Raw genomic sequence first — 12,846 nt, 5'->3', positions numbered from 1 at the left:
GGTCAAATTCGACGCATCTTCACAATCCACATTGATTGGAATCGCGACTTCTGGGAATATCGTGGTGATGGTGGTCGGCGCCAACCGCGTCGGCCGATTAGGGAATACGGTGAAAATCCGTGACTGCCCCCGCAACTGTAAGCGGCAAGTGCTTCGCGCAAGACCACTGGGCTCACCGCCTGGGAAGGTGCGATCGACATGATGACCCGCGAGTCAGGAGACCTGCCATCGCAAGAGAACTGAACCCGGGCGGGGTGCACCGGAGGGTCGATCTGCACGGCGCTTCCCGCGTCGGGCATTATTCGTACCTTCCGACACACCGTCCCTGCGCGGAGGGCGCTGTATGTCGATCGAACGAACCCTGACCCAGTTGCAGGTCAACCCGTCAACGCCCGAACGGGCGCGCGAGATTGGTCAGCTGGGCTACATGCAATGGCTTGGCGGGTTGCCCGCGAATGCCTGTTATCTTACCGAAGCCTCGCGCGCCTATCTGTCGGCCGCCCCGTTCCGGGACACCGATCCCGCGGTTGCGGAGTTCTGCGACCTGCTGAACCGGTCGATTGAAACCCCCTTGCAGCCGCTCGACCTTGCGCTGCCAAAGCCGCGCCGTCGCGGCGGTGCGCGGGAACGTCGGCTGTCGCTTTGAACGGACCTCAGCCTGCGCCGGACATCGCCGCGTCGAGGTCTTTTTGTGACGGCGGGTTGCACCCGGCGCGGCTACAGTTGATGGCGGCAGCCATGCCGGCGCGGCGCAGCAGGCCTTCGACATCCGGGGCGGTCAGATGGGCAAGGGCGGGCGGCGACAGCGCGTCCAGCCGGGCAAGACCGGCCAGCAGGGTGGCCATGAACGTGTCCCCTGCCCCAACCGTGTCGACCAGTCCGGGCACCGGCGGGGCGGGAACGTCGATCCATCCATCGTCGCACCATGCCATCGCGCCATCCGGCCCCTTGGTCATGACCAGAAGTGCAGCCGAGGTGCGCGACCGCACCAGGTCCAGCGCCTCGGCCTGTGCCATGCCGGGGCAGAGCCCGTCGAGATCTTCGTCGCTCAGCTTGAGGACATGGGCGCTTTGGATCATCCGGAAGATGCGCGCGCGATAGGTGTCGACATCCGCGATGATCGACAGACGCACGTTCGGATCAAGCGAAACAAGCGTTCCGGCCTCGTAGGTGGTCTTGCAGGCCTGCTCCCAAGCATCCGCGTCATGGCCTTCGGAAATGGCCAGGGATCCGGTGTGCAATGCCTGGGTGTTTGCCGGCATGGCCGCCGCGATCGACGACGCGCTGACGCTGCGTTCGGCGGTGCCGTCACGTTCGAACAGGTAGGACGGAATGCCCTTGGTCACCGTCACCCGCGCAATGGTACTGGGGGCTCCAACACGCCCGCCGCTCAAAGTGACGCCGGACGCATCGAGCGTTTCGGCCAGCAGGTCGCCCCAGCTGTCGGTGGAGATCGGCGTGAGGTAATGCACCTCTGCCGCCTGTCTTCCCAACGCCATCGCGACGTTGAACGGCGACCCTCCGGGCAAGGTCGAGACGACACCGTCCCGGGTCACGTGATCGATCAGGTTTTCACCGCCAACGCAGATGACTGGGTTCGAGGACATCGGGGCTCTTTCTGGCTTGGACGTATCAGTCCGTGGTCAGGGTTACGTCTGGCAACGTATCCAGCGCCTGTTTAAGCGCGTCACCCCATTGAGTCGAGATCGTCTGGAACTGCTTGTTGTCCGCCTCCACACGGCCGACATGTTTCTTGATGAGGCTGTCCGCCTCGTAGCAGAAGTAGTCGAGCGGCGCTCCGACCGAAAGATTGGCCTTCAGGGTCGAGTCGAAGCTGACCAGCAAGAGCTTCATCGCGCTTTCGAAACTCAGGTCGGGATCGTAGGCGCGGACGAGGATGGGGCGGCCGTACTTGATCTCGCCGATCTGAAAGAATGGCGTGTCCTCTCCGGCTTCGATGAAGTTGCCCTCGGGATAGATCAGGAACAGGCGCGACGGGCTGCCCGCGATCTGGCCGCCAAGAATCAGGGTCGCATCGAAATTGCTTTCGGCACGCTGACCGCCATCCTTGAGGTCGCGGATGACCTCGCGCAGCGTGTCGCCCACCATGCAGGCCGCCTGAAACATCGACGGAGCTTTCATCAGCGACGGTTTGCGGTCTGCCGGAAGCTTGCTGCGCTCGTCCAGCAGACTGATCACGGCCTGGGTCGTGGCCAGGTTGCCCGCCGACATGATCGTGAGAACCCGATCGCCCGGTTCGTTCCAGACCGTCATCTTCCTGAATGTCGAGATATTGTCGAGGCCGGCATTGGTGCGGGTGTCCGACATGAACACAAGCCCCCTTCGGAGCATCATTCCCACGCAATATGTCACTTCAAGCCCTTACTGCTGAACCACGTTGATGCGGACATGCAGTTCCTCGTTGGCGCCGCCGATCCGGGTTCCAGATATCGGCGCTGCATCGGAATAGTCCAGCCCCGTCGCAACGCGAACGTAACGTGTGTCCGGCGAAACACCGTTGGACACGTCGAACCCGACCCATCCCAGACCTTCGACAAAGGCTTCGGCCCAGGCATGCATGGCGTCCTGGCTGGTTGTCTCGTTGAGCATCAGGTAGCCGGAGACGTATCGCGCCGGGATCGACAAGGCACGCAGGCAGGCGATGAAGACATGGGTATGGTCCTGGCAGACGCCTTTGGCGGCCGAGATCGCATCTTCTGCGGACCAGCTTGGTTCGGACGAGCCCAGCGTATAGGGGATGGCCGTCCGGATACGCTCCGAGAGCGCGTGCAAATCCGAGATATCCATCGGCGCGTTGAAATCCCTGATCAGGGCACGCGCGCCCGATCCGGCTTCGGTTCGCGAGGTGGTCATCAGGTACAGCCACAGCGGCGCATTGCCGTGATGCGGCCCCAGAACACCGGCATTGTCTTCGATCTCGACCTCGCCCGCGCTTGTTACCGATAGTTCGGTGGTATCGGGATCAAAGCTGATCAGTTCCGTGGTGTTGTGATGGTGATCCTCGAACGCGACCTCCTTGCGGCCTCCGACGATCTGCGTGGTCCAGTTCGTGACAGACTGATTATACGTGCTTTTCGGCGTCTTCCGCAGTTGCTGAAGACCGTAGACGACGGGCGCGTCAAAGCGGTAGCGGGTCGTGTGTTCGATGCTCAGGCGCATGGCGTGAGATCCCCATCTGGGTCAGGCATAGAAACGGAAATCCTGTTCGATCTGGCGGGAAATATTGGTGATTTCCTCGATGGTTTTTTGCAGGAATTCGTGCAGGCCGAATTGAAAGATATCGTTGATGTCCTTGGACAGCAGTCCGTTTTCAAGCGCGCTGACCCGTTCGCGTGACGCCGCACCGGCCCCGTGATCATCAGCCAGGTAATTCAGGTTGTCCCCCAGTTTGCCGGCACAGAAGGCCAGAGAGCGGGGCATCCGCCTGTCGAGGATCAGGAATTCCGCGATTTCACGCGGCCCGCCACCGGCGCCGAACTCCATGCGGAAGCCGCCGCGCGCCGAGACCGAGCGCAGGATCGATTCCCATTGCACGTTGTCGATCGACGTTCCGACCGACTTGGCCGAAGGCAGCAGCACATAGTATTTCACGTCCAGGATCCGTGCCGTGTTGTCGGCCCGTTCGATGAAGGTGCCGAGGCGCGCGAAATCGTAGATTTGATTGCGCAGCATCGTGCCATGCGTGACCCCGCGCACCAGCGCCGCGTGATGCCGGATCAGGCGGAGGACACTGGGCAGATCGCGTTCGGACACCTTGCGCGACAAGGCGGATTTCAGAGCCATGTAGGCCGAGTTCACCGCCTCCCAGACCTCGCCGGTGATCGCGGTGCGGACCAGCCTGGCATTCTGGCGCGCGGCATTCACGCTGGACACGACGGAGGAGGAATTGTCCTTGCTGCGCAGCATCCAGTCCACCGCCTGATCGCGGGACATGTCGTCATGCGCGGCCCGGTAGCCCGACAGGCAATCGGCCGATTTCAGAACGGACTTCCATTCTTCGTCAGTCTGGTTGAGCCGCGTCAGCGCGATGCGCTGGCCGGTTTCGATCAGCCGTGCCGTGTTTTCGGCCCGTTCCATGTAGCGATACATCCAGAAGAGGCCATTTGCGGTTTTTCCCAACATGCCCCTACTCCTCCAGCACCCAGGTGTCTTTCGTGCCGCCACCCTGGGACGAATTCACGACAAGCGACCCTTTCTTGAGAGCAACCCGCGTAAGCCCCCCCGGCGTGATCTTGATTCCGTCCGGGCTGACAAGAACGTAGGGGCGCAGATCGACATGGCGAGGCGCAAGCCCGGTGCGCGAAAAGATCGGAACGGTGGACAGGCTGAGCGTCGGTTGCGCGATGTAATTCTTGGGCCGGGCCTTGAGTTTCCTGCGAAAGGCCGAGAGGTCCTTCTTGGTCGCGGTCGGGCCGATCAGCATGCCGTACCCGCCGGAGCCGTGCACCTCCTTGACGACAAGATGTTCGAGATTGTCGAGCACGTAGGCCAGCGACTCGGGTTCGGAACAGCGCCATGTCGGCACGTTCTTAAGCAAGGGGCGCTCTCCGGTGTAGAATTCGACGATTTCCGGCATGTAGGAATAGACCGCCTTGTCGTCCGAGATCCCGGTTCCGGGCGCATTGGCGATCGTGATGCCGCCGGCGCGGTAGACATCCATGATCCCCGGCACGCCCAGCTGGCTTTCGGGGTTGAAATTCAGCGGGTCGAGGAAATCGTCGTCGACCCGGCGATAAAGCACATCGATGGGCTTGTACCCATGCGTCGTGCGCATCGCCACGCGGCCATCGACCACCCGCAGGTCATGACCCTCGACCAGTTCGACCCCCATCTGGTCAGCCAGGAAGGCGTGTTCGAAATAGGCGGAATTGTAGATGCCGGGCGTGAGAACCGCGACGGTCGGGTTCGGCCCGGCCATCCGGGGCGCGCAGGCTTCGAGGGACCGGCACAGGTCTGTCGGGTATTGCTGCACCGGCTGGACGCGGTTCTTCGAAAAAAGCTCGGGAAACATCTGCAACATGGTTTCACGGTTCTCGAGCATGTAGCTCACCCCGGAGGGTGTCCGGGCGTTGTCTTCGAGGACAAAGAACTCTCCCGGCCCGGTCCGCACCAGGTCGATGCCGACGATATGGGTATAGACCCCGCCGGGCACATCGACGCCGATCATCTGCGGCAGGAACGCGTCGTTCTGCGAGATCATCTCGCGCGGGATGCGGCCTGCCTTCACGATTTCCTGGGTATGGTAGATGTCATGCAGGAAGGCGTTGATCGCCCTGACTCGCTGTTCGATCCCGCGCGACAGCTTGGCCCACTCGGCGCCCGAGATGATCCGCGGAATGATGTCGAACGGGATCAGCCGTTCTTCCGCTTCCGATCGTCCATAGACGTTGAAGGTGATGCCGGTCAGTCGGAAAAGGTCTTCGGCTTCGCGGTTCTTGGCGCGCAATCGCTTGGGATCTTCCTTGTCGAACCAGTTGTGATAATTGCGATAAGGAGCGCGCAACTGCTCGTCGCGGCCCCACATTTCATCAAAGACAGGCTGTTCGGTCATACTTCAGCGTTGCCCAAATATCGCCACGGTGCAAGGAGATGGACCCGCAACCCACGCGGCGCGCCCAAACATGTCGCGCTTTGCCTAATTCTTGGGCAGGGAATGATCCTGCCGACATCCGCCTTGCGGATCCACGCCGAGAGAGCGGGCCATACCCACCCGAAACGAGGCGCTTCGTCCGCAGGCCTCGCAGGATGGAAGACAAGTCTCGAACTTGGCAAGCCCTTGTTTTTCCTTTATCAAACGGGACGCAACAGAAGCGTTGCACGCACCGGTGACGTGACGTGCCGAAACAGGGCCGACGTGGGTGTTTCAGCTTGCTGAAATTCAGGGTATCAGTCGTGACAAATGGAGTCTGGCAGCACCCACCGGCGGGATCTTGCGTGATCGCCCGGGCGCTGCCGAAAAAATGAGGATTTTTACATGCTTGATGCATCAAACGCGGGTCATGGACCCTCTCTCGGCAAATTCGACTGGGAAGACCCGCTTGCCCTGCGCGCGTCGCTGGAAGAAGACGAGCGCATGATCGCGGACAGCGCGGCCGCATACGCGGCGGACAAGCTGATGCCACGGGTTTCGGACATGTATCTCAACGAAGGCGTCGCGCCCGAGATCTTCGCCGAGATGGGCGAGATGGGCCTGCTGGGCATCACCATCCCGGAAGAGTTCGGCGGGCTGGGCGCGGGCTATGTCAGTTACGGCCTCGTCGCACGCGAAGTGGAACGCGTGGACAGCGGCTACCGGTCGATGATGAGCGTTCAAAGCTCTTTGGTGATGTACCCGATCCACGCTTACGGAACGGATGAGCAGCGCAGGAAATACCTGCCGGGTTTGGCCGCGGGTACGTTGATCGGCTGCTTTGGTCTCACCGAACCGGATGCCGGGTCCGACCCCGGTGGCATGAAGACAGTCGCAAGGAAAACCGACGGTGGATACGTCCTGAACGGCGCCAAGATGTGGATTTCGAACAGCCCGATCGCGGATGTGTTCGTGGTCTGGGCCAAGTCCGAGGCGCATGGCGGCAAGATCCGGGGATTCGTGCTGGAAAAAGGCATGAAGGGTCTGTCGGCACCCAAGATCCACGGCAAGCTGTCGCTGCGCGCCTCGATCACCGGCGAGATCGTGATGAAGGATGTCGAGGTTGGCGAAGACGCGCTTTTGCCGGGCGTCGAGGGCCTCAAGGGACCGTTCGGCTGCCTCAACCGCGCACGCTATGGCATCGCCTGGGGCGTGATGGGGGCAGCAGAGGACAGCTGGCACCGGGCGCGCAAATACGGGTTGGACCGGGTGCAGTTCGGGCGTCCGCTGGCGCAGACGCAGCTCTTCCAGAAGAAACTGGCCGACATGCAGACCGAGATAACGCTGGGGCTTCACGCCGCGCTTCAGGTCGGTCGGATGCTGGATGCGGGCACCGCCGCCCCCGAGGCGATCAGCCTGATCAAGCGCAACAATTGCGGCAAGGCGCTCGAGATCGCGCGGCATGCCCGCGACATGCATGGCGGCAACGGGATCATGGCGGAATACCACGTCATGCGCCACGCGCAGAACCTTGAAACGGTCAACACCTACGAGGGCACGCATGACGTGCACGCCCTGATCCTTGGTCGTGCCCAGACAGGGTTGCAGGCGTTCTTCTGATGCCGGCACCTCTGGAAGGGCTGAAGGTTCTGGAATTGGCCCGCATCCTTGCCGGGCCAATTGTCGGTCAGACCCTGGCCGACCTGGGCGCCACGGTCATCAAGGTGGAAAGCCCCAAGGGCGACGACACCCGCAGTTGGGGCCCTCCCTTCATCGACCGCGAGGGCGAGGACACGCCCTCGGCCGCCTATTTCTACAGCTGCAACCGCGGCAAGTATTCGGTCACGGCGGACCTTGCCACCGAGGAAGGCCGCGCGTTTGTCCTGGACCTGGCGCGCGAGGCGGATGTCCTGATCGAGAACTTCAAGGTCGGGGGATTGGCGAAATACGGGCTCGACTACGCCAGCTTGGCGGCGGTCAATCCCGGGCTGGTCTATTGTTCGATCACCGGTTTCGGCCAGACCGGGCCGTATGCCGACCGGGCAGGATATGACTATCTCGTGCAGGGCATGTCCGGCCTGATGTCGATCACCGGTGACCCGAACGGCGAGCCGCAGAAGGTGGGCGTTGCCGTCACCGATATCTACACCGGGCTGTATTCCGTGATCGCCATCCAGGCCGCGCTGACCGCGCGCGACAAGACCGGGCACGGCCAGCATATCGACATGAGCCTGCTGGATGCCGGAACCGGAAGCCTTGCCAACCAGGCGATGAACTTTCTGGCGACGGGCCAGTCGCCCAACCGCATGGGCAACCAGCATCCCAATATCGTACCCTACGAAGTGTTTCCGGTCTCGGACGGGGACATCATCATCGCCTCGGGCAATGACGCGCAATATCAGCGCCTGTGCGGGGTCCTGAACCGCACCGACCTGGCCGAACATCCGGATTACCTGACCAATGCGAGCCGGGTGAAATATCGCGGCAGTCTGGTGCCGATCCTCAAGGCCGAGACTGCGAAATGGACCAAGGCGGATCTTCTGGATGCGCTGAAAGCGGTCAAGGTGCCCTCGTCTCCGATCAACACGGTGGCCGAGGTGTTCTCGGATCCGCAGATCGTGCATCGCGGGATGCAGATCGCGCCGGAAGGCGTGCCCGGTGTGCGCACGCCGATCACTTTCAGCGCCTCGGATCTTGCCCTGGACAAAACGGCCCCGTCGCTTGGCGCACATACGGACATCGTCCGGACGTCGGGTTGGTCGGTCAAGGACTGACCGACCCTGACGCAAACACGGGCCCGGCACGTCCGGCGGAATGACAGCACATCCCGGCGCGGACGCCCCTTCCGCAACGTCATGAGACAGGCATGGCCTCCGTGGACATTTTTGCCAGTCCTGGCCAAATCGGCACCACAATCCCGCCTTATTCCATGCCTACGCATTGTCGCCGTAAAGCGTTCGGCGGGTTCGTGCCGAGCACTCCCAACAGCGTTTCGTGTCGCACTTGCCGAGGTTCCAGCGGCATCATAGACGCCGCCCGTCACTCGAAACCTGCACAGGGTTTCCGAGGCCGTCGGATGGCCCGTCACCAGTTTCATCAGTCTGCAATTTCGCACCATGCCAGCATGAAAAGGGTCATTTCCCATGAGTTCCGCAGGTCAAGAAAACCACACTGTCACACCGCATATCGAAGCCGGATATCGCGTCTCTGCCGTCTGGAACGGCGGCTTCAACGGGGCGATCACCGTGACCAACACCAGCAAGGACTGGATCGACAGCTGGGATCTGATCGTCGCGTCGGATGACCTGATCATCCAGAACGCCTGGGGGATGAACGCGACCCGGATCGACGCGGATCACATTGCCCTTTCGGGCGCGGAATGGGGCAAATCCATCGGACCCTGGCAAAGCGTGACCGTCGGCTTCACCGGGGCCGGTACGCCGCCGGACGATCTGGACTTCCTGTCGGATGTTACGGTGGCGGGCAACGACGTCGCTGCCTTGTCGCCCTTCGGAACCGGCGACTATGCAAGCGCGCTCGATCTGTCGATGGACTTCTACTACGCGCAATATTCCGGCGATCTGCCCGAAGATCACCCGATTGGGTGGCGTGGAGACAGCGCGCTTCAGGACGGCGCCGATGTCGGTCGCGATCTGACCGGCGGATGGTACGACGCGGGCGATCACGTCAAGTTCGGTCTGCCCATGGCCTACGCCGCAACGACGCTTGCCTGGGGCGCCATCGACTATGCCGAGGGCTACCGAGCGTCGGACAGCGACGGCGATATCCTCGCGCATATTTCCTGGGTCACGGATTACCTTGCGCGCACCTATGACGACAATGGGACGGCAACCCTGGCCGATGACGTGGTCTATGTTCAGGTCGGAAATGGCGGTCTGGATCACGCCGATTGGGGGGCTGCCGAAGACATGACCATGGCACGCCCGACCTACGCGGTGTCGGCACAGGCCCCGGGAACCGAGGTCTCGGCCGAAACCGCTGCGGCCCTTGCGGCAGGCGCGATCCTTCTGGGCCAGAACGGTCAGGACCAGCGCGCGGCAGAGTTGCTCGCCGATGCCCGGCAACTGTTCGCCTTTTCCGAGGCTTACCAGGGCACGTACAACGACACGGTGCCCGAGGCCGCTGAATTTTATAAGTCCTGGTCGGGCTACAAGGACGAACTGGCCTGGGCCGCGACATGGCTCTACGAGGCGACGGGAGAGACGGAATACCTGCAAAAGGCCCAATCCTACTATGCCCCAAGCGGCATGTACTGGTCCTTCGGGTGGGATGACAAATCCATGGGCACCGCGGTGCGTCTCGCCGAATTCACCGGCAACGACAAGTATGTCTCGCATCTGGAAACCTACATGTCGGAATGGACGGCAAAGCTCCATCGGCTCGAGGGCACCGAAACCAACGAGGGGCTTGTCTGGCTTCACGAGTGGGGCGCGAACCGCTATGCGGCCAACACCGCGTTCATTTCGATGCAATTCGCCGATGTGCTTGACGGGCAGAACAAGGCGGAACAGGCCGACATGACGCGCGCCTTCGCCGCTGACCAGATCGACTACCTGCTGGGCGACAACCCCGACGCCTTCAGCTATCTCATCGGTTTCGGCGAAGACTTCCCGGAAAATCCGCATCACCGCAATGCGTCCGGCCATAACTGGGACACATCCTTGCCGAACGAGCACACGCTGTCTGGCGGTCTGGTCGGTGGTCCGGACAAGTCGGGCAGCTATGCCGACGACCGGTGGGATTACGTCCGCAACGAAGTGTCGCTGGATTACAACGCGGGTCTCTCGGGGGCGCTGGCCGGGTTGGCCATCGGCGCCAACACGGAAACGGATGCGGTGATCGACGAGGCCGAGGACATCGGCACGCCGGTCGGCGAGGCCGAGGCAAAGGACGCGCTGATCGGAGAGGCCGGCACGGTCACGTTCAGGCAGACCGATGCGAAGACCTGGTTCCGCGTCGACTTTGCCGAAGCGCTCGACGATGCCTCGGTGGTGATGGGTCCGCCAACCAGCGACGGATCGGCCCCCTCGACCATGCGGGTGCGCAATATCGACGAGACCGGCTTCGAGTTCCAACTGGACGAATGGGATTACCTCGACGGTCGCCACAAGACCGAGACGGTCAGCTGGCTCGCGGTCGAAAGCGGTGTCCACACGGTCAACGGCCAGACCCTTGTCGCCGGATCGGACGCAACCAACGGAACGCTTGGTACGGTCGCGTTCGGAACCGCATTCGACGCAGCGCCAACGGTTCTGGCGCAGGTGGCCAGCGACACCAACAGCGCCGCGGTCACCGACCGGATCAGCAACGTGACGAACGCGTCTTTCGACATCCGTCTGCAATCGCAGGAAAGCAAATCCGGCTACGGCACCGAAAACCTGTCTTGGATCGCGGTTTCCCAAGGCAACGGTGCTGATGCGGAATTCCTGTCGGGCAACACCGGCAAGGTCGTGTCCAATGACATCCACAAGATCGATATGCCGGGGTTCGACCCGTCCAGTTTTGCATTTCTCGCCGACATGCAGACAATGGACGGGTCCGACCCGACAACCGTTCGGCTGGGAACGATGCAGGACAACCGCGTCTCGGTGTTCCTCGAAGAGGAGCGCTCGTCTGACTGGGAGGTCTGGCACAAGCCCGAGGACGTCGGCTTTGTCGCCGTGCAGACGGGCCTGATTTTCGACGACCTCGCCATCGTGTAGGCCGGAGCCGGGACGCACAGGGCGTGATCTGCCTCTGGACCTGCGGTTTCAGAGGCCTTCCAGTAACCGTGTCTTCAGGTTTCGGAACGCAGTGCGGGCGCGGCTCTCGCGTTCCTCGTCGAGCATGTCCTCGATCTGCGCACCCAGCACCCTCAGTCGCGCATCGCCCAATCTTTGCGCCTCGACGAACATCGAGTGTTCCTCGGAACTGGCATGGTGATCGACGGCCTGATGCAGCGCCTGCAACTGCGCCTCGAACTCCGGCGAGGACGTGCCAAGGCGCAGCGTCACCGCGAGCATGTCCGCAAGCTGCTGATGCTCGGCATGGGCGACCGGGACATCTTCGCTGACGGCGCGGACGGCGGGATAGAATATCTCGTCCTCGACATGCTCGTGTATTTCCAGCTCGCCGGCGAGAACGCGCATCATGTCCCGCCGCTCCGGGTCGTCGGGCGACATCGCTGCGATCCGCTCGAACAGCCGCCGCATCATCTCGTGGTGTTCGAAAAGCACCTCGTCCGCCTTGCGGGCACCCTCGGGCACCTCTGGCATGGGTGCAGCGGCGGCGCGTTTCATGTCATCGAGCGTCAGCGCCTCGTCGCCGGGCTCCTGCTGGCGGCGGATTTCCACCACTCCGTCCCTCACGCGCACCGCATGGCGCGGCTGCGGGGCCGTTGACGGGCCGTTCTGAACGCGTCCGCTGGCAAGGCAGTAGCGTGATCCGTGCCAGGGACAGACGATGCCGCCATCCTGCACCCACCCCTCGTCAAGCGGACCACCCATGTGCGAACAGCGCGATCCCATCGCATGGATGCGGCCACGGTGCCGCACGAGGACGATCCCCACTTCGGCGCGGGCCGCGGGGTCCGGCACGGCGACACGGACCGGACGGTCTTCCTTCAGCGCGTCGGCGGCGATCACCGGAACGTATTCGCGCGGTTCGGGTGACCGGTCGGCGTGGTCAGTCCCCACGCCGCGCCGATAGACCATGTGCCCGCCGAGCCAGGCTCCGCCCATCAACGCCAGCCACCCTGCGGCACTCAGGGCACGCGCCGGAGCACGCCGCCCACGCCGTCGCAATGCGAGGGAGCCAAGCGTCAGACCCAAGGCGGTCGCATTGACGGCGGCATGGACCAGCCCGGTCCGCCGGTCGCGGCCGTGAATCTGCCGCCAGTCCGCCATGCCCGACGCCGCCGCAACCACGGCTCCGGCCGCGCCCACCTGCAGCGCGATATCCGCCGTCTTCGCCACTCGCGTGCTTTGGTTGAGGCGAAGGCTTGCGGCGGTATCAAGACCGAAGGCCAGCGTCCACGTCCCGATCGGCAGCGTTGCCAAAGCAGGATGCAAGGGATGTCCGAGCCAGGTTCCGTGCAGCGCATCCTGCACCTTGCGCGCCGTTACCGGGGCCAGTTCAAGCGTGGTGGACACCAGATTGGCCACCCTGTAGGCGGGCGCGTCGAGCCATTGCGATGCTTCGATGGACGCGGCGACGGTCTCGGGCGGGCTCATCGGGTCGGTCGGGGGCATCGAGAG

General features: G+C 62.9%; 10 protein-coding genes and 1 riboswitch. Of the genes, 4 read left to right on the top strand and 6 right to left on the bottom strand.

Features of this window, described 5'->3' with window-relative positions; genetic code table 11:
• Positions 1–51 precede the first annotated feature (51 nt).
• Positions 52–245: riboswitch (cobalamin riboswitch) on the top strand.
• A 98-nt stretch (positions 246–343) separates the two neighbouring features.
• Positions 344–646 carry a hypothetical protein gene (locus LCF60_RS04355; protein ID WP_292289907.1) on the top strand — a complete coding sequence of 101 codons (303 nt, stop codon included), beginning with the start codon at positions 344–346 and terminating at the stop codon, positions 644–646.
• A gap of 7 nt (positions 647–653) precedes the next feature.
• On the opposite strand, the gene LCF60_RS04350 is transcribed toward LCF60_RS04355, so the two are convergent.
• Genes LCF60_RS04350 through LCF60_RS04330 form a run of 5 tightly spaced genes read right to left on the bottom strand, consistent with a single transcriptional unit; the run spans position 654 to position 5,572 of the window.
• Positions 654–1,607: a carbohydrate kinase gene (locus LCF60_RS04350; protein ID WP_292289906.1), complete on the bottom strand. Its 954-nt coding sequence runs from the start codon at positions 1,605–1,607 to the stop codon at positions 654–656.
• 25 nt (positions 1,608–1,632) lie between these two features.
• On the bottom strand, positions 1,633–2,355 hold the full coding sequence (locus LCF60_RS04345) for a peptidase (protein ID WP_292289905.1): 723 nt from the start codon (positions 2,353–2,355) through the stop codon (positions 1,633–1,635).
• A 27-nt stretch (positions 2,356–2,382) separates the two neighbouring features.
• Positions 2,383–3,180, bottom strand: coding sequence for a transglutaminase family protein (locus tag LCF60_RS04340; protein WP_292289904.1), 798 nt, complete (start codon positions 3,178–3,180; stop codon positions 2,383–2,385).
• A 21-nt stretch (positions 3,181–3,201) separates the two neighbouring features.
• Positions 3,202–4,143, bottom strand: a complete 942-nt coding sequence (locus tag LCF60_RS04335; protein ID WP_292289903.1) for an alpha-E domain-containing protein — start codon at positions 4,141–4,143, stop codon at positions 3,202–3,204.
• Between the two features lie 4 nt (positions 4,144–4,147).
• A complete protein-coding gene (locus tag LCF60_RS04330; RefSeq protein WP_292289902.1) occupies positions 4,148–5,572 on the bottom strand; it encodes a circularly permuted type 2 ATP-grasp protein in 1,425 nt (474 codons plus the stop codon).
• Between the two features lie 423 nt (positions 5,573–5,995).
• Between LCF60_RS04330 and LCF60_RS04325 the strand changes: the two genes are divergently transcribed.
• The 3 genes from LCF60_RS04325 (at position 5,996) to LCF60_RS04315 (ending at position 11,313) form a co-directional block, all read left to right on the top strand.
• Positions 5,996–7,210: an acyl-CoA dehydrogenase gene (locus LCF60_RS04325; protein WP_292289901.1), complete on the top strand. Its 1,215-nt coding sequence runs from the start codon at positions 5,996–5,998 to the stop codon at positions 7,208–7,210.
• The gene (locus LCF60_RS04320) at positions 7,210–8,364 is read left to right on the top strand and encodes a CaiB/BaiF CoA-transferase family protein (RefSeq protein WP_292289899.1); all 1,155 of its coding nucleotides are present in this window, start codon (positions 7,210–7,212) and stop codon (positions 8,362–8,364) included. Before LCF60_RS04325 ends, LCF60_RS04320 begins: the two co-directional genes overlap by 1 nt.
• 369 nt (positions 8,365–8,733) lie before the next feature.
• A complete protein-coding gene (locus LCF60_RS04315) occupies positions 8,734–11,313 on the top strand; it encodes a glycoside hydrolase family 9 protein (protein WP_292289897.1) in 2,580 nt (859 codons plus the stop codon).
• Positions 11,314–11,361: 48 nt separating this feature from the next.
• On the opposite strand, the gene LCF60_RS04310 is transcribed toward LCF60_RS04315, so the two are convergent.
• Positions 11,362–12,840 (bottom strand): DUF2231 domain-containing protein, encoded by a 1,479-nt coding sequence (locus tag LCF60_RS04310; RefSeq protein WP_292289896.1) that lies wholly within the window; start codon positions 12,838–12,840, stop codon positions 11,362–11,364.
• Between the last annotated feature and the right edge of the window lie 6 nt (positions 12,841–12,846).

The sequence above is a fragment of the Marivita sp. genome (assembly GCF_020055635.1).
Taxonomy (GTDB): Bacteria; Pseudomonadota; Alphaproteobacteria; order Rhodobacterales; family Rhodobacteraceae; genus Marivita.
The sequence above is the reverse complement of the archived record's forward strand: the minus strand, read 5'-3'. Positions and strand labels throughout refer to the sequence as shown.